Source organism: Streptomyces sp. NBC_01515 (assembly GCF_045040345.1).
In the GTDB taxonomy this organism is placed as follows: domain Bacteria; phylum Actinomycetota; class Actinomycetes; order Streptomycetales; family Streptomycetaceae; genus Streptomyces.
Window position 1 is genome coordinate 7001471 of sequence record NZ_CP109416.1, and the last position, 18084, is coordinate 7019554.

The following is an 18084-nucleotide window of genomic DNA, read 5'->3' on the forward strand; positions in this document are numbered from 1 at the left end:
GTTGGGCATCGAGGCAACTCGTCGACTCCCTCAGCGGGGCCGCGCATTTTCTGAACGTTCGGAAGGAAAGCCAAGCCATGGCGCAAGTCTCGATGGATGCCATCTCCGTCATCCGCACCAAGCGGGACCGCGGTGAACTGAGCGACGAGCAGATCGACTGGGTCATCGACGCGTACACCCGCGGGGAGGTGGCCGACTACCAGATGGCCGCCCTCAACATGGCGATCCTCCTCAACGGCATGAACCGCCGCGAGATCGCCACCTGGACCGCCGCGATGATCGCCTCCGGCGAGCGCATGGACTTCTCGTCCCTCTCCCGCCCGACGGCCGACAAGCACTCGACGGGCGGCGTCGGCGACAAGATCACGCTCCCCCTGGCCCCGCTGGTCGCGGCCTGCGGCGCGGCGGTTCCGCAGTTGTCGGGCCGAGGCCTGGGCCACACGGGCGGCACCTTGGACAAGCTGGAGTCGATCCCCGGCTGGCGCGCGCTGCTCTCCAACGAGGAGATGCTGTCGGTCCTGGAGACCACGGGCGCGGTGATCTGCGCGGCGGGCGACGGCCTGGCCCCGGCCGACAAGAAGCTGTACGCACTCCGCGATGTCACCGGCACGGTGGAGGCAATCCCGCTGATCGCCTCCTCGATCATGTCGAAGAAGATCGCCGAGGGCACGGGCTCGCTGGTCCTGGACGTGAAGGTCGGCACGGGCGCGTTCATGAAGACGATCGAGGACGCGCGGGAGTTGGCGTCGACGATGGTGGGCCTGGGCACGGACCACGGCGTCCGGACGGTAGCGCTGCTGACGGACATGTCGACCCCGCTGGGCCTGACGGCAGGCAACGCGCTGGAGGTCCGCGAATCGGTGGAGGTCCTGGCAGGCGGCGGCCCCTCCGACGTTGTCGAACTGACCATCGCCCTGGCCCGAGAGATGCTCGACGCGGCCGGCGTGAAGGACGCCGACCCGGCGAAGGCCCTGGCCGACGGCTCCGCGATGGACGTCTGGCGCCGGATGATCGCGGCGCAGGGCGGCGACCCGGACGCGGAACTGCCGGTGGCCCGCGAGCAGCACGTGCTGACGGCCCCCACCTCCGGTGTCCTCACCCGCCTGGACGCCTACGACATCGGCATCGCCGCGTGGCGCCTCGGCGCGGGGCGTGCGCGCAAGGAGGACCCGGTCCAGGCGGGCGCGGGTGTGGAGATGCACGCCAAGCCGGGAGACGTGGTGACAGCGGGCCAGCCCCTGTTGACCCTGCACACGGACACACCCGAGCGCTTCGAATACGCCCTGGAGGCGGCGAAGGGTTCCTACGACATCGGCGCTACGGGGGCTGAGTTCACGGCTTCGCCGGTGGTGCTGGAGCGCATCGCCTGATCGGCGGTCGCCGGTTCGTCACGCGAGAGGGGCTGGGCCTTCGAGGGCTCCGGCCCCTTTCGCTCTGCCTGGGGGAAGCGGGCTGAGGCTTGCAAGTCCCAGCCCCCTCACGGCTTTTCAGGGACGCGGGACCGAGCCTTCTCAGGCCCCGGCTGCTCGAAGTTTCCAGGGGCGGAGCTGGTACTTGCTCGTGGCCGGGTGACGGGTGCCGGGTGCCGGGTGCCGGGTGACGGGTGACGGCTTTTAGGCGCGTGGCGCGTGGCGCGTGGCGCGTGGGGCGTGGGGCGTGGGGCGTGGCGCGTGGCGCGTGGCGCGTGGGGCGAGGGGCGTGGGGCGTGGCGCGAGGGGCGTGGGGCGTGAGGCGAGGGGCGCGAGGAGTGAGGTGCGCGGGGTGAGGCGTGAGGGCGCGGGGCGAGGCGCGAGGCGCGCGCGAAGGGGGCGAGGCGCGAAGGGGCTGGGTTCTCGAATCCCGGGCCCCTGCCTCTTTTAGGGGCGCGGGGAACTGCGCGACCAGCCACAGCGCACCCGCAGACAAACAACAACCGCACCTACCCGAGCAGCGCAGCGATCCCCACCAACACCGGCACCGACAACACCGTCGACAGCAGGATCGAATCCCGGGCCAACCCCTCACCCACCCGGTACCGGCTCGCGTACGTGTACAGATTCTGCGCAGCGGGCAACGCCGAGGTCACCACCACGTCGAGCAACGCAGCCCCGTGAATCCCGAACACCCACACCGCCAGCGCCCACGCGATCACCGGCTGCCCCACGACCTTCAACCCGACCGACAGCAGCACCGGTTGACGATCCGCCCCCCGCCCCGGCATCTGGCTGCCCCGCAACGAAATCCCGAACCCGATCAGAACCGCCGGCACAGCCATGTTCCCGATCAGCGTGAGGGGTTCCATCACCGGGTCCGGCACATGAACCCGGCTCGCCGCCACGGCAACCCCCGCAAGCGACCCCACCGCGATCGGATTCCGCAACGGCGTGAGCAGCCGTAGCCACAAGGGCCCCTTCTCGCCCGCCCCCGACAGATCGAGGACCGTCAACGCGAGCGGGCTCACCACCACGAGCTGGAACAACATCACCGGCGCCACGAGCGACGCATTGCCGAGGACGTACACCGAGATCGGGATGCCGAGGTTGCCGGAGTTGACGTAACTCGAACAGAGCGCCCCGATCGTCGTACGGCCGATGCCCCAGCCCCGTACGACCCCCGCTGCCACGAACAGCCCCGCCACCGCCGCCGTGCTCAGCACCGTCACGAGCAGTCCGCCGGAGAAGATCACCGACAGGTCGGCCCGCGCGAGGGTCGTGAACAGCAGCGCCGGGGACGCGACGTTGAAGGCCAGCTTGGTCAGGACGTCCCGCCCGTGTTCGCCGAGGGAACCGCGCACGCCGATCAGATAGCCGACCGCGATGACCACACCGATCACCGCGAACCCGGTCAGCACCCCCTGCACGACATCCCCTCGGCAGCGACTTCGGCGCGCGGGAGGGCGTCGGGTATCCAGGGCGGGGCTGATCCGTGGGGCATACAGCAAATCTAGGCGGTCGCCCCCGATGAGTTACGACCGCCCACCCGGTCTACCGATCGTGGACGCCAAGACACCCGCTGTACTCGTGCCGGCCCGCCCCGTCACCCGTGACGAGGTGGCGGGGCTGTGCGCCGAGGTACGGGCACTGCTGGAGGCGACGACCGGTGCCGGAGCGGTCCTGGTCGAGATCGAGGTCGTGGGGCCAGGCCCCCCGGGGCTCGGTACCGTCGACCTCCTGGCCCGCCTCGCGCTGACCGCCCGCCGGGCCGGTGGCCGGATCAGACTGCGCGACCCCGCCCCCGAACTACGCGCCCTCCTCGATCTCGTCGGACTCCGCGTCGAGATGGAGGGGCAGGTCGAACAGCGGGAACCAGCGCTTCGTGTCCAGGAAGAAGTGGAACCCGGTGAGCCCGCCGTCTGAGATCTCCAGGATCTGGACCGCCCAGGGCGCGTAACCACCCGCCTCGGGGTCCGGCTTGTACTGGGCGAAGCCCGGCAGACCGTTCACCTGGACCGGGATCAGGCGGGAGCCCTCGCAGGCGGAACCGATCGTCGTCATGAAGCCCGTGATGTCGTCGTGGCCGGTCAGCCACAGGTCGAACGGCGGCATCGTCATGATGGCGTCCTCGTGCAGCAGCGCGGTGAGCGCGGCCATGTCGTAGCCCTCGAAGGCGGCGACGTACCGCTCAAGAAGCTTGCGCTGCTCCTCGTCCAGCGGGTCGGAGACGGCGGCGTCGGCCGCCTTGTCGTCCCGCTCGGCGAGGGTCGCCCGGGCCCGCTGCAACGCGCTGTTGACCGACGCGACCGAGGTGTCGAGCAGCTCGGCCACCTCGTTCGCCCGCCAGGCCAGTACCTCGCGCAGGATCAGCACCGCCCGTTGTTTGGGCGGGAGTTGCTGCAGGGCGGCCATGAACGCGAGCCGTACGGACTCCTTGGCCACGGCCGCCTCCGCGGGGTCTGCGACGGTCGGCAGCACGCGCGCGTCCGGCATCGGCTCCAGCCAGGTGTTGTCCGCGCGGGGCGACAGCGCGGCCTGCGCGAGAGGGGTGGAGTCGCTGAGATCGACGGGCCGTGCCCGCTTGTTGCCTGCGGCCAGCATGTCCAGGCAGACGTTGGTCGCGATCCGGTACAGCCAGGACCGCAGACTCGACCGCCCCTCGAACTTCTCGTAGTTCCGCCAGGCGCGGACCATCGTGTCCTGTACGGCGTCCTCGGCCTCGAAGGAGGAGCCGAGCATCCGGTAGCAGTACCCGGTCAGCTCGACGCGGTGCTTCTCCAGCCTGACATCGAGGTCGTCCGTCGTAGTCACAACGCTGTCACTCATGGTCTCGCCCACCCACCCCTGTGGCCGTTCTTCCCTTACCCCGAAACGTAGCGCAGCCCACTGACAATGGCGCGAGGAGTGAATGAACGTGCAGCTCAGAGCGATTACAGGTCACCCGGTATTGATGCGAGCGTCACTGGGGATCGATGCGGGCGCCCTCTCAGGCAGCCGCCGCCCCAACCCCCCGCCGCTCCACCCGAGCGGCCCGCGACCCCAGCACAGTGATCGTCACAACCCCGACCACCGCCAGCACCCCCACACCCACCGTCCCGGCCCAGCCCCCCGCGTGGAACGCCATCGCGCCGACCGTGCTGCCGGTGCTGGAGCCGATGTAGTACGCGGACTGGTAGAGAGCGGAGGCCTGCGCGCGCCCCGTCGTCGCCGTCTTGCTGACCGCCGAGGACGCGACCGCGTGCCCCGCGAAGAAGCCGGCCGTGATGAGGACCAGGCCGAGCAGCACCAGGGGAAGCGAGTCGGCGAGGGAGACCAGCAGACCCGCCGCCGTCGTACCGCCCGCCAGGTACAAGGCACCCCGGCGCCCCAGCCGGCCCACCAGCCGCCCCGCCGTGGACGCCGACACGGTCCCCACCAGATACACGAGGAAGATCGAGCCGATGATGCCCTGCGGGAGGGAGAAGGGGGCCTCGGTGAGGCGGTAGCCGATGACCGTGTAGACGCCGCCGAAGACCGTCATGAACAGGGCGCCGATCGCGTACAGCCGGCACAGCAGCGGGTTCGCGAGGTGGTCGCGGACCGTGCGGGCCAGCACGCGCGGGCGCAGCGAACCCGGCGTGAAGTGCTGAGGGGCGGGGAGCAGGAGGCGGAAGGCGACCGCGCAGCCGACCGCGATCGCACCGATCACCGCCACCGCGACCCGCCAGCCCCACTCCTGCGCGACCCACCCGGTGATGACCCGGCCGCTCATCCCGCCGACACTGTTGCCCGCCACGAACAGCCCGATCGCCGTGACCAGCGCCTTCGGCCGGACCTCCTCCGCCAGATACGCCGTCGCCGAGGCCGGCAGCCCGGCCAGCGCGGCCCCCTGAAGGAACCGCAACGCCACCAACGCGCCCAGCGACGGCGCGAACGGCACCAGCACCCCGAGGCTCACCGCGACCACCAACGACGCCGTCATGACCGTACGACGTCCAAAACGCTCCGACAGCGCGCTCATCGGCAGGACGAACAACGCGAGCCCACCCGTCGCCGCCGCCACCGTCCAGCTCGCCGCACTCGCCGACACGTCGAAACCGGAGGAGATCAGCGGCAGCAGCGCCTGCGTGGAGTAGAGGAGCGCGAAGGTCGCCATGCCCGCGAGGAACAGCGCGAAGCTCATACGGCGATAGCCGGGACCACCCGGCGTCAGCCGCGAGTCGGAGGCGGAGTCGGAGGCGGAGTCGGGGACAGGGCTGGCGGCGGCCACGATCGTGGACGCCCCGGTGTCGGCGGGAGACATGCTTCGAAGTTACGTACGGCCCCGCTCATCCGTCCAATGCACGGAAACGCCATAATCGTTCCCATGGTGCATCAGTACAGCTCACAGGCTCACCTGTCACCGTCCGGTGACACAGAAGACATCGTCGCGCTCCTCGCGCCCCGCCTCGCTTACTTCGCCGGCGTCGCCCGCACCGAACACGTCACCCGGGCCGCGCAGGAGATGCGGGTCCCGCAGTCCACCCTGTCGCGGGCGATGGTCCGCCTCGAACAGGACCTGGGCGTCGACCTGTTCGCCCGCAGGGGCCGCACGGTGTCGTTGACCCCCGCCGGCCGCACCTTCCTCACCTCGGTCGACCGCGCCCTCGCCGAAATCGAGAAGGCCGCCGACGAGGTCCGCGCCGACGCCGACCCCGCCACCGGCAAGGTCGCCTTCGGCTTCCTCCACACTCTCGGCTCCGAAACCGTCCCCGGCCTCATCCGGGCCTTCCGCGCCGACCACCCCCGCGTCCGCTTCAGCCTCGTCCAGAACTACGGCGAGGCCATGCTGGAGCGGTTGCGCGCGGGCGAGCTGGACCTGTGTCTCCTGACCTCCCCGACCCTCGACGCCCCCGACGTCGTCGCCCACCGCCTCGACGTACAGAAGCTCCGCCTCGTCGTCCCGGCCGACCACCGCCTGGCCACCCGCAAGCGCATCCGCCTCGCGGAAGCAGCCGACGAGACCTTCGTGACCCTGGAACCCGGCTACGGCCTCCGCAGCATCACCGACGCCGTCTGCAAGGAGGCCGGCTTCCGCCCGAAGATCGCCTTCGAGGGAGAGGAGGCCGAGACCCTGCGGGGCCTGGTGGCAGCGGGCCTGGGGGTCGCCCTCCTGCCCCCACCGGCCGTACCCCGTCCGGGAGTCGCGGAGCTGACGGTCACGGCTCCAAGGGCCGTGAGGGAGATCGGCGTGGCTTGGCTGGACGGCCACCCGGACACACCCCCGGTGGCAGCCTTCAAGCGGTTCCTCCTGTCAAGAAGGGGCAACTTGCTCCCAACGTAAGGGTGTTCCTCTCAGCGGTCGGCTCCGGAAGTCCTTCGGGGGTTGACCCTCGACTTGGTGGAGGGCCCAGAGTCCCGGGTGTGGAGAGCGAGATGCGCAGTATTGGTGAGATGGCTCGGGACAGTGGACTGAGCGTGAGCGCCCTGCGGTTCTACGACGGTGCCGGCGTGCTGGTCCCGGCCTGGGTGGATCCGGTGAGCGGCTATCGCTGGTACGGCCCCGAGCAGCTTGACGAGGCCCGGTTGCTGGCCCGGCTGCGCCGGGCCGGTATGGCATTGGCGGACATCCGGCTGGTGCTGGCCGGCTGGTCCAGTGAGGACACCGACCTGGTGCGGAAGCTGCTTCAGGCGCATCTGCGCCGTCTTGAACTGGGGCTGTCCGATGCCCGCATCGAGTTCTCCATGGTCCGAGCGCTACTCGAACGCAGGGAGAATCCCATGGCTTTGTTCCGCACCGACACCACCGTCCGATTGGCTCTCTCCGCGCCTGAGTTGGCCGCGGCGTTGGACGCGGTCCGCTTCGCCGCCAGTACCGACCCGGAGCTGCCGATGCTCGGCGGTGTCCTGTTCGACATCCAGGGTGAGACGCTCCGTGTCGTGGCCACCGACCGGTACCGGATGGCCGTCGCGCAAGCCGGTACCACCGGGCATGGCGGGCCCCGTGCGCAGGTCATCGTGCCGTCCCCACTCGCCGACGCGATGCGGGCGCTGCTGAGTGACGACGCATCCGTCCAGCTCACTGTGGACGGTGACCGCGTGGTCTTGGAGGCAGGGGACCGTCAGGCGGCTGGTCAGTGTCTCAACCACGACTTTCCTGACTACCGGCGCCTTGTCCGCCTGCCGGCCGGGCACCGTGCCCTCGTCGACGTCCCGGCTTTCCGGGCGGCGGTGGAAACCGGCTCCGTCCGCGTCGGCGAGGTGCGCGAGCAGGACGGCGTGTCCTGTGACCTCAGCGTGCTCAAGGTGACGGGCGACGGCACGGTCTGCGTCTGTGCGGACGGTGACGACGGCCAGGGCGACATCGCCGTCAATCGCGAGTTCCTGCTGCATGCACTCGCCGCCGGAGCCCGGGACCGACTGATTCTGGAGTTCGGTGCCGCTACGGCACCCCTGGCGATCCGCCGGACCGACACCGAGGGCACCTTTTCGATACTGATGCCTGTCCGCCTGGAGAATTGACCGGTCTGCTCCGGAAGTCTTTCGAGGGTCGGCTCTGGTGCCGGGTGCCGGGTGGCGTTGGTCGGACGCCCGAGGTGGCGAGGTGGAGGGCGAAGTCGCAGGTGGTTACGGAGCCGCCGTAGCGCGGGCGCATGAGCTTGATGCTTCTGCCGGCGGCCGGGCGGGGCCAAGAAGACGGCTTGGTGCTCCAGCCGTGGATCGCCGGTTCGACGTCCGACCGACCGCGCCTATGGGTGCGTGTCCGTGATCGCGATGACCCCGTCGAGGCGGTCCAGGGCAGCCTGCATGTCGTCGATCTTGGCCTGGATGCGGTCCCGCTCGGCGCGCAGCATGGCTCGTTGATCTGCGTCGGTGTGCCCGGAGTCCCAGCACGGAAGGAGTTCCATGATCCTTCGGCTGGTCAGGCCGGCGGCGAACATCTGCTGGAAGAAACGGATCAGGGCGACGGCATCCTGCCGGTAGAGGCGCTGGCCGGATGGGCTGCGCTCCGCGATGAGCAGCCCCTGCTGCTCGTAGTAGCGCACGGCGCGTACCGAGACGCCGGCGCCCCGCGCCACCTCGCCGATGCGGATCAGTCGCCCGGTCGCGGCCTCTGTGACGGTCATGGTGATTCCTCTCGCCCCGGCCCTGACGACCACACTTGCCTCTGACGTCAGCGTCAGGTTCTAGCGTACCGGGCATGGACATCAACAACTCAGTCGCCCTTGTCACCGGAGCCAACCGTGGCCTGGGCCGCGCCTTCGCCCAGCGTCTGCTCGAACGGGGCGCCCGCAAGGTCTACGCGACGGCTCGCCGGCCCGAGACCGTGGACCTGCCCGGGGTCGACGTGCTGCCCCTCGACATCGCCGATCCCGCATCCGTGAGGGCCGCGGCCGAGGCCGCCCCGGACGTAACGCTGATCATCAACAACGCGGGGATCCAGACGGGGACCGACCTGGTGACCGGTTCGCTGGACGCGGTACGGCACGAGCTGGAGACCAACGTGTTCGGCCACTTGGGAATGATCCGGGAGTTCGCGCCGGCGCTCGCCGGGAACGGCGGGGGCGCGATCGTCAACGTCCTCTCCGCCATGTCATGGTTCGGGGGCGCGGGCGCCAATGCCTACCACCTGACCAAGGCCGCCGCCTGGGCCATGACCAACGGTGTCCGCCTGGAACTCGCCGAGCAGGGCACGCTCGTGACAGCGGTGCACCTCGGCCTGGCCGACACCGACATGGCCGCGGGCTGGCCCGTGGCCAAGATCGCGCCGTCGGACCTGGCCGACGCGGCGCTCGACGGTGTCGAGGCGGGCTCCGCCGAGGTCCTCGCCGACCAGTGGAGCCGGGACGTCAAGTCCCGCCTGCCGCTGACGCCGGAAGAATTCAACGACGCGATGGCCCGCGCCCTGGCGGCGCTGACGGCGGCCTGAGGGGCCCCTCGGGCCGCACTGACTTCGGTCGTCGCTGTATTTCGTCGCGGGTGAGAGCGATGAGTCCGGTGGGGGCGGGGCGTTCGTGGTGCTCGTTCCGGTGACGCGGACCGGGGCGGGCAGCGCCACCGGCCGTGCGCTGAAAGAGCGGTGGTAGGCCACCTCGCCGGTGGTGCGGTTGCGGCGGATCAGTAGCCGGCAGGTGCCCGCCGAGTGGGACAGTTGCTGCCGGGTCGCCACCGTGGACCTCGTCGCCGGTGACCCGGCAGGCCGGGTGACCGCCGGCTCAGGACCACTCAGGGGCGCGGGGCTGTGTCAATGTGCGGCTCCGCCGTGTGGGCGCGACCAGCCGCACCGCACCCGCACCCGGCAACGAACCCTCAACCCTTACGAAGCGACCGCCCGAACCCCGCGGCCAACGGCATCCTCAACCCCAACGGCGGCGGAGCCTGCAGCGCATCCTCAACAGGCCGGGAAAACGCCCGCCCGAACAACGCCCCCATCACGAAGTCCTGCGTCAGCGCATGCACTTCCTGCCGATGCTGATGCAACCCGTGCCCGTCGGAATGCACTTCGAACCGGCAGATGTCCCGGTTCGCCTTCTTCGCCCGGGCCGCCAACCGGAACGACAGCTCAGGATCGGTCCGTTCGTCGTTCGTGCCGTGCACGATCAACACCCGCCGTCCCGCCAGCTGCTTCACCGGTTCGGGTGGCGCGGCGACATCCTGTTCCGGCAGCCAAGGGGCCAGCGCGACAACGGAGTTCACCGCCTCGTGCCCCGCGGAGCGCAACGCCGCGCGGGCGCCCATGTCGATCCCGGTGAGACACACGGGCACGTCCCCGTACCGCCGTACGACCTCCTCCACCGCCCACGCCGCGTCGTGCGCGAGAGACGCCTCGCTGCCGTTCCAGCCGCGACAGCGGTAGTGGACGACATGCGCGGCGAGCCCGTCATCGGCGCCCGCGCGGGCCAGCCGGCGGCCCAACGTCCGTACGGAGGCCGTCGCCAACATGGGGGAGGGTCTGCGGCTGGACATCTCCTCGCCGCCGGGGAGCAGCAGCACCACGCCGCTCACCGAGGTCGGTTCGGGACCGAGCGCTCTCCCCAGCCGGGCCGTCCTGACCGGCGTCGCTTGCTGTGCCATGACAGAACAGTGTCAGAAGCGAGCGTGTACGCCATCCTTCCGCGCGGTCACCGTTACGTATCGACGGATTCGTACAGCGGGCGATCTACGCGCGTAGGAGTTAGAGTGCGGAAATGACGAGCCAGAGCACCCCGAACACCCCGACGCCGGACCAGATCCGCCGGGCGCCGAAGGTTCTGCTGCACGACCACCTCGACGGCGGTCTCCGCCCGGGGACGATCGTCGAACTCGCGCGGGACGCCGGGTACGCCGGACTCCCCGAGACCGACCCGGAGAAGCTCGGCGTGTGGTTCGCCGAGGCCGCCGACTCCGGTTCGCTGGAACGGTACTTGGAGACCTTCTCGCACACCGTCGCCGTGATGCAGACCCGGGACGCGCTGATCCGGGTGGCCCGCGAGTGCGCCGAGGATCTCGCCGAGGACGGGGTCGTCTACGCGGAGGTGCGGTACGCGCCCGAGCAGCACCTCGACGGCGGGCTCAGCCTCGAAGAGGTCGTCGAGGCCGTCAACGAGGGCTTCCGGCAAGGGGAGTCGCTCGCGCGGGAGAGCGGGCGGCGGATCCGCGTCGGGGCGCTGCTCACCGCCATGCGGCACGCCGCCCGTTCGCTGGAGATCGCCGAACTCGCCAACCGTTACCGCGACTCGGGCGTCGTCGGCTTCGACATCGCGGGCGCGGAGGCCGGGTTCCCGCCCACCCGGCACCTGGACGCCTTCGAGTATCTGAAGCGCGAGAACAACCACTTCACGATCCACGCCGGCGAGGCCTTCGGGCTGCCGTCGATCTGGCAGGCGCTGCAGTGGTGCGGCGCCGACCGGCTCGGGCACGGGGTGCGCATCATCGACGACATCCAGGTGAAGGAGGACGGTTCGGTCGAGCTGGGCCGCCTCGCGTCGTACGTGCGCGACAAGCGCATCCCGCTGGAGCTGTGCCCCAGCTCCAACCTCCAGACCGGCGCCGCCGACTCCTACGCCGAGCACCCGATCGGGCTGCTGCGCAGGCTGCATTTCCGCGCCACGGTCAATACCGACAATCGCCTCATGTCGCACACCAGCATGAGCAACGAATTCGAGCACCTTGTCGAGGCGTTCGGTTATTCGCTCGACGACATGCAGTGGTTCTCCGTCAATGCTATGAAGTCAGCATTCATTCCTTTCGATGAACGACTTGCCATGATCAATGACGTGATCAAGCCCGGATATGCCGAGCTGAAATCCGAATGGCTGTTCCGGCAGACCGCTTCCACCAGCGGTTCTGCGGTCGAAGAGGGCTGAACGGGGCTGAGGGGTGGGACCGGAATGCGGGCGGGTGTTCACAATCCGTCCGCATTTCGATGTTTGCGGCGGATGCCTTCGCGTGTTTACGGTCTTGGACCGCTCACATCCCCCGTCACCCCATTCAAGGACGCATTCACCATGAAGCAGTCTGCTGCCAAGACCCTCGGTGTCGCCGCCCTCGGTGCCGCCTTCGCCGCTGTTGCCGCCGGGTCGGCTTCAGCCGCCGTGGCGGCTCCGGCGCTTCCGGACGCCACCCAGGCGCTGGGCACCGTGACCCACACGCTGCCCGCGGAGAACGTAGCCAAGGCGCTGCCGGGCGCCGGCCAGGCCCTGAGCCAGGCGCAGCCCGCGCTCGCGGGTGGTCTGTCCGCCGTGCAGCCCGCCGCCGAGAAGGTGCTGTCCGACGGCCCGACCGCGCCCGTCGCCGGGCTGCTGGGCGGCCTGCCCCTGTCGCAGACGGGCCTGCCCACCCACGGCGTCCCGCTGAACGGCATCCCGCTGGGCTGAGCCCCGCCCCCGAACGCGCCGATGGGGCGCACCCTGGACGAGGGTGCGCCCCATCGGCGTACGTGCGCCGGGGTCCTACCAGGCCTCGGTGCGCACCTTGTCCTCGGCCGGGAACAGGATCCACAGCGCGATGTAGAGCAGGAACTGCGGGCCGGGCAGCAGGCAGGAGACCAGGAAGATCACCCGCATCGTGGTCGCGGAGGTACCGAAGCGCCGCGCCAGCGCTGCGCACACTCCGCCGATCATGCGGCCTTGGGTGGGGCGGGCAATGGCGGTCATGGTTGGCTCCTTCGCGAGCGGCTGTCCGAGGCTCCCCGTGTGGTCGCCCCATCTGCCTTCAACCGTACGGAGCCGCCGCCCGCCCGGCGTCGCTCTACGGTGCGATGCCGACCCTGGGAATCGTCGGGGTCCGTCCCTGAGTCGGTTCCTCCTGGAGGACGGTCAGGGGCGGTCGGCTCTCGGCCCTGCGGCGGAGCCAGGAACGGGCCGCAGGAACGATCGCGGCGTGCGCGAGGGCCACGCCCACCGTGTTCATCAGCAGCGAGTCGATGTCGACGACCTGGCCGGGCACCCCGGTCTGCAGCAGTTCGATGCCCAGGGAGAGCAGGGCGCCCGCCGCGACCGTACGGATGAAGGACGCGAGCGGGGAGACATGGAGCCGGCCGCTGACCATCGGGAGCAGGACACCCAGCGGGGCCAGCAGCGCGAGGCCCTCGCCGATCCGCTTCGACGCCTCCGGCCAGCCCATGGCCAGATCGGCCCGGATACTGGCCAGCGGGTGCAGATTCGGGGGCATCACCCAGGGGACATCCCTTGGGCGCAGCGTGACCCAGGCGACGAGCACGAGATGTGCGACGAGGAGGACACCTCCTGTCACACGGATGCGAATCGCGGCGCTGCCGCCGATGGAGCCTTGACGCTGCACGCCCCACAAGACGCCCTCTCCGGCACGATCGGTTCCGGGTAGGCACCGGGCACCAGGGTGAGGCATGCGCCACACGCCCCTTTTCGCGCCTCGTTCACCTCCGGGGCGCACGCGGCTTCAGCCGCCCGTCACCTCGCTGGACGGCGGCGCCTTGGTGCCCGGGTCGGAGCGGACGTCGTCCGTGCACTCGTAACGGCGCAGCGGCGAGCCGTCCGGGCCGCCGAGGATGACGGAGCCGTCGCCCTCGGCCGCGGCCGAGTCGGAGAACGTACAGACGATCTGGGCGAGCGCGTACGACGTCAGGTCGGCCGGTGAATTGCTCAGCCGCAGCGCGTCCTTGGGATCCTTGGCGCGCGGCCCGCTCACCGTCATGCCGCCGCGCACGTCGGTCGTGTACCCGGCGTCCTTCTCGCCCGACGACGGCGACTCCGCGAGCTGGTCCAGCAGCCCCTGGGCGACGATGACGCGCCGCTGCACGTCCGCCGTGCCGTCCGGCACCTGTACGGCCCGGTCGACGGTCACCAGCGACGACCCGCACAGCAGGAACACCTGCACGGGCACCCCGCGCGCGGCCTGCGGCGACCCGTCCGGCTCGGTGAGCGTGCACGGCACCCGGGACGGCGCCGCCCCGAAGTCGGTCGGCACCTCCGTGGCCCGGATCCCGCACCCGGCGAGCAGCAGACCGAGCAGGGGCAGCGCCAGCAACGGCCGTACCGGCAGGGCACGTTCGCGGGACCGGGCCGTCAACTGTCGTACGGTCATGACGCGTTCCCCTCGGAGCCGACCGAGCCGTCGCCCTCGCCCTTGTCGGTCTCCGTCTCCTCCGTGAGCGTGGAGGCGTCCCGGGGCAGCCGCAGGGTGAACACCGCGCCGCCGTCGGGGGAGTTGGCGGCGGTGATCTCGCCGCCGTGGATGTGGGCGTTCTCCAGGGCGATGGAGAGGCCGAGGCCGCTGCCCTCGGAGCGGGGCCGGGAGGCGCTCGCCTTGTAGAAGCGGTCGAAGACGTGCGGCAGGACGTCCTCGGGGATGCCGGGCCCGTGGTCGCGGACCGCGATGACGAGGTCGTCGTCCTCCAGCCGGACCGAGACCCGGACCGGCGAGCCGCCGTGCTTGAGGGCGTTGCCGATGAGGTTGGCGAGGATGACGTCCAGGCGGCGCGGGTCGAGCACGGAGTGGATGCCGCGCTCGGCGTCCAGGTCCACGGCGTCCAGCCAGGCGCGGGCGTCGATGCACGCGGTGATCTGGTCGGCGAGGTCGACGTCGTCCAGGACCAGCCGGGCGGTGCCCGCGTCGAAGCGGGTGACCTCCATCAGGTTCTCGACGAGGTCGCCGAGCCGCTTGGTCTCGCTGACGACGAGGCGTACGGCGGGCTCGATCATCGGGTCCACGCTGCCGGTCTCGGCGTCGAGTTCCTCTTCGAGCACCTCCACCACCGCCGTGATCGCGGTCAGCGGGGTGCGCAGCTCGTGCGACATGTCGGCGACGAACCGGCGCGAGGCGTCGTCCCGGGCGGCCATGTCGGCGACCCGCTTCTCCAGCGCCTCGGCGGTCTGGTTGAACGTCCGTGCCAGCTCGGCGAGTTCATCGGTCCCGGAGACCCGCAGCCGGGTGTCCAGCTTGCCCTCGCCGAGCCGGCGCGCGGCGATGCCGAGCCGGTGCACGGGCTTGAGGACGGTCGTCGCGGCGGCCTGCGCGAGCAGCGCGGAACCGATCAGCGCGAGCCCGGTCGCGATACCCAGCGACCAGGCGAGGGAGTTGAGGTCCTTCGCCTCCGGCTCAAGGGACTTGAGCATGTAGCCGGTCGGCCCGCCGCCGATCATCCGGGTCCCGGCCACCAGATACGGCGTGCCGTGCTCGGTGACCCGCTGCCAGTACAGGTGGTACGGCTCCTTGTTGCCGTCGGACACCGACTGCTGCTTGTTCACCGCCGTCCGCAGCGACTTGGGCACGTCCTCCAGCGAAAAGCCGTTCAGGCCGCCCGAGTTGCCGTAGACCGTCTTGTCGTTGGCGTCCTCGCCGACGAGCAGGACGCTGAAGCGCTGGCTGCTGTTGGCCATCTGGCCTGCCGTGCGCATCAGTTCGTCCTGCGTGGGGTGCACCGGCAGCGCGCCCGCGCGGTTCTGCATCTCCTGGCGGAAGTCGCGCAGGACGGCGTCCTGGGCGCGGGTGAGGACCGCCTCGCGGTTGAGCCAGTACGCGATGCCGGACGCGGACACGGCGGCGGTCAGCGCGACCAGGCCGAAGACCACGACCAGCCTGAGGCGCAGGCTGGTGAACCGCAGCCGCCACAGAACTCCCTTACGACCCGGGCGCCAGCCGCGGATCCCCCCTGGTGCGTCGGTCACTGAGGCGAGTCCAGGCGGTAGCCGACGCCGCGCACGGTACGGATGAGGGTCGGGGACGACGGGATGTCCTCGACCTTGGCGCGCAGCCGCTGGACACAGGCGTCCACCAGCCGCGAGTCACCGAGGTAGTCGTGCTCCCACACCAGGCGCAGCAACTGCTGCCGGGACAGGGCCTGTCCGGGCCGCCGGCTCAGTTCGAGCAGCAACCGCAGCTCGGTGGGCGTGAGTTGGAGGTCCTCGCCGTTCTTCGTGACGGTCATCGCGGCCCGGTCGATGACGAGCGAACCGAACGACGCCGCGTCGTTCGCCTCCCGCTCGCCGCGCCGCAGCACGGCCCGGATGCGGGCGTCCAGCACGCGCCCCTGCACGGGTTTGACCACGTAGTCGTCGGCACCGGACTCCAGTCCGACGACGATGTCGATGTCGTCGCTGCGCGCGGTGAGCAGAATGATCGGCAGCTGGTCCGTGCGCCGGATACGACGGCACACCTCGAAACCGTCGATGCCGGGCAGCATCACATCCAGCACGATCAGGTCCGGCCGCTGCTCACGCAACAGCTTCAGACCGTCCTCGCCGCTGGCAGCGGTGGCTACCCGGTGTCCCTGGCGCGTCAGCGAGAGCTCCAGGGCCGTCCGGATGGCGTCGTCGTCCTCGATCAGCAACAGGGAAGGCACGGGGCTCATTCTGGCCCATGTGGGGGTGGGGTTTCGACACCTGTACGTGTACGTAGCCCTTGTAGGTAGGTGTGCGCACCCGTAGCGCCCTTTTCTGTGACCGGACTGTCCGTTTTCTGAGGGCAGCCGCAGAGACGGGGCCCTGTGACAGGTCTGTGACAGTCGGGGGACACGTCCATGAAGTGACCCCGGCAGGATTTTCGGCACAGGCAAGGAACCACGAGGGAACCGAGCCGGAACATCCGAACACCGGGCAAGTCCACTACGGGGGGCGCGAGATGAACACGCTGCACAGCACCAGCAACAACGCAGTCATCACGCGTCTGCACGACGTCACCCGGGGTTCCGAGAAGTCCGGTGCCGTGAGCGGGCGGGGGTGCGCTCGCGGCACTGGGCGTCAGCACACCGGTTACATGACGGTGGTTGACGCGCACACGGGGGAAGCGCACGGGGGAAGCGCGTACAGGGAGGACACGGGGGAGCGGCACTCGCTGTCGGAGGCGGAGTTCACCGCCTACGTCCAGGAGCGCCGCGCCTCCCTGTACGCCACCGCGTACCACCTGACCGGCGACCGCTTCGAGGCCGAGGACCTGCTGCAGAGCGCGCTGTTCTCGACGTACAAGGCGTGGGACCGGATCAGCGACAAGGCCGCGGTCGGGGGCTACCTCCGCCGCACCATGACCAACCTGCACATCAGCGCGTGGCGCCGCCGCAAGCTGAACGAGTACCCGACCGAGGAACTGCCGGAGACGCCCGGCGACACGGACGCGATGCGCGGCACGGAACTGCGCGCGGTCCTGTGGCAGGCGCTGTCCCGGCTGCCGGAACTCCAGCGCACCATGCTGGTCCTCCGCTACTACGAGGGCCGCACGGACCCGGAGATCGCGGAGATCCTCGACATCAGTGTCGGCACGGTGAAGTCCAGCATCTGGCGGTCGCTCCGCCGCATGCGCGAGGACGAGGTCCTCAGCTTCGGCCGTGACGAGGAGGACGCCTTCGGGGAGCTTGTCGCCTGAAGGTTGGGGGGGAGTAGGTAACGGGGGAGGTCCGGGGGGACCGCGGGGGATCGGTACCGGGGGGTGCCGACGGGGTCACGGGGACCATGGGGGGAAACACGGGGGAAGTACCACGGGGGAACGGGGAGAGCGGGACTGGAGGGCCGGGGGGTCCGTCCAGTCCCGCTTTTTCTTGGGTCTACGGCGCGGAGGGCGCCGGAGTCGTCCGTGCCGGGCGCCGGCCCACCGCAGCCGCCGCGAGCCTGCCCAGCGCCTCGTCCTTGTCGCAGGCGTACGCGCCGAGTCCGGTCTGCCGGGCCACGATCGAGCGCTCCAGCCGCATCAGCCGCCAGCCCCGCCGCAACAGGAACGGCACGGACTTACGGCCCTCCCGGAGATCCCGCAGGAAACGGCGCCGGAAGGTGCGCATCGGGCCGCGGCTCAGGCACAGCGCGTCCGCGAGCACGCCCAGCTCCTGGCACCGGGTGATGACCTCGGCGGCGAAGATGCCCTCCGCTATGAACAACGGGGTCCGGCCCACGTCGACCGCCTCCGTGCCCGTGCGCGCGCTGAGCGAGATGTCGTAGACCGGCACGTCCGTACGGCCCGTGCGGCACAGCTCGACGATCGCGGCGACCGCGACGTCCGCGTCCCACGAGTCGGGGTGGTCCCAGTCGATGTCCGAACTCCCCGCCACCTGCGGCAGCGTCGGGTCGTCGCCCTCTTTGTAGAAGTCGTCGAGCCGCAGCACGGGCAGACCGGACCGGGCGGAGACGAGGGACTTGCCGGAACCCGAAGGGCCACACAGCAGCACGACACGGGCCGGTGACGGGGAAAGGATGCTCACGGGACACCAGTTTGACGCATTCCGTACGTCCTGCCGACCCCGCGGGTCGCCAGTGGAACGCGCATCACACGT

General features: G+C 70.4%; 19 protein-coding genes. 8 read left to right on the top strand and 11 right to left on the bottom strand.

Features of this window, described 5'->3' with window-relative positions:
- Window positions 1-77 precede the first annotated feature (77 nt).
- On the top strand, window positions 78-1370 hold the full coding sequence (locus OG407_RS31885) for a thymidine phosphorylase (protein ID WP_405863023.1): 1293 nt from the start codon (window positions 78-80) through the stop codon (window positions 1368-1370).
- A 548-nt stretch (window positions 1371-1918) separates the two neighbouring features.
- Here OG407_RS31885 and OG407_RS31890 read toward each other — a convergent pair.
- Window positions 1919-2839, bottom strand: coding sequence for an AEC family transporter (locus OG407_RS31890; RefSeq protein WP_405863024.1), 921 nt, complete (start codon window positions 2837-2839; stop codon window positions 1919-1921).
- A 100-nt stretch (window positions 2840-2939) separates the two neighbouring features.
- Between OG407_RS31890 and OG407_RS31895 the strand changes: the two genes are divergently transcribed.
- Entirely contained in the window at window positions 2940-3335 is a 396-nt protein-coding gene (locus tag OG407_RS31895; RefSeq protein WP_405863025.1) for a hypothetical protein, read from the top strand.
- On the opposite strand, the gene OG407_RS31900 is transcribed toward OG407_RS31895, so the two are convergent.
- Window positions 3219-4238 (bottom strand): sigma-70 family RNA polymerase sigma factor, encoded by a 1020-nt coding sequence (locus OG407_RS31900; protein WP_403583487.1) that lies wholly within the window; start codon window positions 4236-4238, stop codon window positions 3219-3221. The genes OG407_RS31895 and OG407_RS31900 overlap by 117 nt on opposite strands.
- 160 nt (window positions 4239-4398) lie before the next feature.
- The gene (locus OG407_RS31905) at window positions 4399-5694 is read right to left on the bottom strand and encodes an MFS transporter (RefSeq protein WP_405863026.1); all 1296 of its coding nucleotides are present in this window, start codon (window positions 5692-5694) and stop codon (window positions 4399-4401) included.
- 63 nt (window positions 5695-5757) lie between these two features.
- Between OG407_RS31905 and OG407_RS31910 the strand changes: the two genes are divergently transcribed.
- Window positions 5758-6714, top strand: coding sequence for a LysR family transcriptional regulator (locus OG407_RS31910; RefSeq protein ID WP_328679751.1), 957 nt, complete (start codon window positions 5758-5760; stop codon window positions 6712-6714).
- Window positions 6715-6806: 92 nt separating this feature from the next.
- Window positions 6807-7892, top strand: a complete 1086-nt coding sequence (locus OG407_RS31915) for a MerR family transcriptional regulator (protein ID WP_405863027.1) — start codon at window positions 6807-6809, stop codon at window positions 7890-7892.
- A gap of 227 nt (window positions 7893-8119) precedes the next feature.
- On the opposite strand, the gene OG407_RS31920 is transcribed toward OG407_RS31915, so the two are convergent.
- Window positions 8120-8497, bottom strand: coding sequence for a MerR family transcriptional regulator (locus OG407_RS31920; protein WP_405863028.1), 378 nt, complete (start codon window positions 8495-8497; stop codon window positions 8120-8122).
- 74 nt (window positions 8498-8571) lie between these two features.
- Here OG407_RS31920 and OG407_RS31925 point away from each other — a divergent pair, with 74 nt between their 5' ends.
- Window positions 8572-9300, top strand: coding sequence for an SDR family oxidoreductase (locus tag OG407_RS31925; RefSeq protein ID WP_405863029.1), 729 nt, complete (start codon window positions 8572-8574; stop codon window positions 9298-9300).
- Between the two features lie 380 nt (window positions 9301-9680).
- Here the strand turns inward: OG407_RS31925 and OG407_RS31930 are convergent, their stop codons facing one another.
- Complete coding sequence (locus tag OG407_RS31930) at window positions 9681-10445, bottom strand: prolyl oligopeptidase family serine peptidase (RefSeq protein WP_405863030.1); 765 nt, start codon at window positions 10443-10445, stop codon at window positions 9681-9683.
- A 113-nt stretch (window positions 10446-10558) separates the two neighbouring features.
- On the opposite strand from OG407_RS31930, the gene OG407_RS31935 reads away from it, so the two are divergent.
- Together OG407_RS31935 and OG407_RS31940 are read left to right on the top strand one after the other, a co-directional pair.
- Window positions 10559-11716: an adenosine deaminase gene (locus tag OG407_RS31935; RefSeq protein WP_405863031.1), complete on the top strand. Its 1158-nt coding sequence runs from the start codon at window positions 10559-10561 to the stop codon at window positions 11714-11716.
- A gap of 141 nt (window positions 11717-11857) precedes the next feature.
- Window positions 11858-12226 carry an ATP-binding protein gene (locus OG407_RS31940; RefSeq protein WP_328679746.1) on the top strand — a complete coding sequence of 123 codons (369 nt, stop codon included), beginning with the start codon at window positions 11858-11860 and terminating at the stop codon, window positions 12224-12226.
- A gap of 75 nt (window positions 12227-12301) precedes the next feature.
- Here the strand turns inward: OG407_RS31940 and OG407_RS31945 are convergent, their stop codons facing one another.
- The 5 genes from OG407_RS31945 to afsQ1 form a co-directional block, all read right to left on the bottom strand.
- Window positions 12302-12505, bottom strand: coding sequence for a PspC domain-containing protein (locus OG407_RS31945; RefSeq protein WP_033280213.1), 204 nt, complete (start codon window positions 12503-12505; stop codon window positions 12302-12304).
- Between the two features lie 94 nt (window positions 12506-12599).
- Window positions 12600-13151: a VanZ family protein gene (locus OG407_RS31950; protein ID WP_405863032.1), complete on the bottom strand. Its 552-nt coding sequence runs from the start codon at window positions 13149-13151 to the stop codon at window positions 12600-12602.
- 117 nt (window positions 13152-13268) lie between these two features.
- On the bottom strand, window positions 13269-13913 hold the full coding sequence (locus tag OG407_RS31955) for a hypothetical protein (protein ID WP_405863033.1): 645 nt from the start codon (window positions 13911-13913) through the stop codon (window positions 13269-13271).
- Window positions 13910-15496: an ATP-binding protein gene (locus OG407_RS31960; RefSeq protein ID WP_405863034.1), complete on the bottom strand. Its 1587-nt coding sequence runs from the start codon at window positions 15494-15496 to the stop codon at window positions 13910-13912. Before OG407_RS31960 ends, OG407_RS31955 begins: the two co-directional genes overlap by 4 nt.
- Entirely contained in the window at window positions 15493-16170 is a 678-nt protein-coding gene (gene afsQ1, locus OG407_RS31965; RefSeq protein ID WP_019055771.1) for a two-component system response regulator AfsQ1, read from the bottom strand. The genes OG407_RS31960 and afsQ1 overlap by 4 nt, the downstream gene beginning before the upstream one ends.
- 278 nt (window positions 16171-16448) lie before the next feature.
- Here afsQ1 and OG407_RS31970 point away from each other — a divergent pair, with 278 nt between their 5' ends.
- Window positions 16449-17186 carry a SigE family RNA polymerase sigma factor gene (locus tag OG407_RS31970; RefSeq protein ID WP_403583518.1) on the top strand — a complete coding sequence of 246 codons (738 nt, stop codon included), beginning with the start codon at window positions 16449-16451 and terminating at the stop codon, window positions 17184-17186.
- Window positions 17187-17364: 178 nt separating this feature from the next.
- Here the strand turns inward: OG407_RS31970 and OG407_RS31975 are convergent, their stop codons facing one another.
- Window positions 17365-18012, bottom strand: coding sequence for a uridine kinase (locus tag OG407_RS31975; protein WP_405863035.1), 648 nt, complete (start codon window positions 18010-18012; stop codon window positions 17365-17367).
- Window positions 18013-18084: the final 72 nt, after the last annotated feature.

Coding starts and splice junctions, on each gene's coding strand:
- OG407_RS31925 (WP_405863029.1), top strand. CDS start 8,572: ATGGACATCAACAACTCAGTCGCCCTTGTCACCGGAGCCAACCGTGGC.
- OG407_RS31895 (WP_405863025.1), top strand. CDS start 2,940: ATGAGTTACGACCGCCCACCCGGTCTACCGATCGTGGACGCCAAGACA.
- OG407_RS31885 (WP_405863023.1), top strand. CDS start 78: ATGGCGCAAGTCTCGATGGATGCCATCTCCGTCATCCGCACCAAGCGG.
- OG407_RS31920 (WP_405863028.1), bottom strand. CDS start 8,497: ATGACCGTCACAGAGGCCGCGACCGGGCGACTGATCCGCATCGGCGAG.
- OG407_RS31910 (WP_328679751.1), top strand. CDS start 5,758: ATGGTGCATCAGTACAGCTCACAGGCTCACCTGTCACCGTCCGGTGAC.
- OG407_RS31940 (WP_328679746.1), top strand. CDS start 11,858: ATGAAGCAGTCTGCTGCCAAGACCCTCGGTGTCGCCGCCCTCGGTGCC.
- OG407_RS31935 (WP_405863031.1), top strand. CDS start 10,559: ATGACGAGCCAGAGCACCCCGAACACCCCGACGCCGGACCAGATCCGC.
- OG407_RS31900 (WP_403583487.1), bottom strand. CDS start 4,238: ATGAGTGACAGCGTTGTGACTACGACGGACGACCTCGATGTCAGGCTG.
- OG407_RS31905 (WP_405863026.1), bottom strand. CDS start 5,694: ATGTCTCCCGCCGACACCGGGGCGTCCACGATCGTGGCCGCCGCCAGC.
- OG407_RS31970 (WP_403583518.1), top strand. CDS start 16,449: ATGAACACGCTGCACAGCACCAGCAACAACGCAGTCATCACGCGTCTG.
- OG407_RS31955 (WP_405863033.1), bottom strand. CDS start 13,913: ATGACCGTACGACAGTTGACGGCCCGGTCCCGCGAACGTGCCCTGCCG.
- OG407_RS31945 (WP_033280213.1), bottom strand. CDS start 12,505: ATGACCGCCATTGCCCGCCCCACCCAAGGCCGCATGATCGGCGGAGTG.
- OG407_RS31915 (WP_405863027.1), top strand. CDS start 6,807: ATGCGCAGTATTGGTGAGATGGCTCGGGACAGTGGACTGAGCGTGAGC.
- OG407_RS31930 (WP_405863030.1), bottom strand. CDS start 10,445: ATGGCACAGCAAGCGACGCCGGTCAGGACGGCCCGGCTGGGGAGAGCG.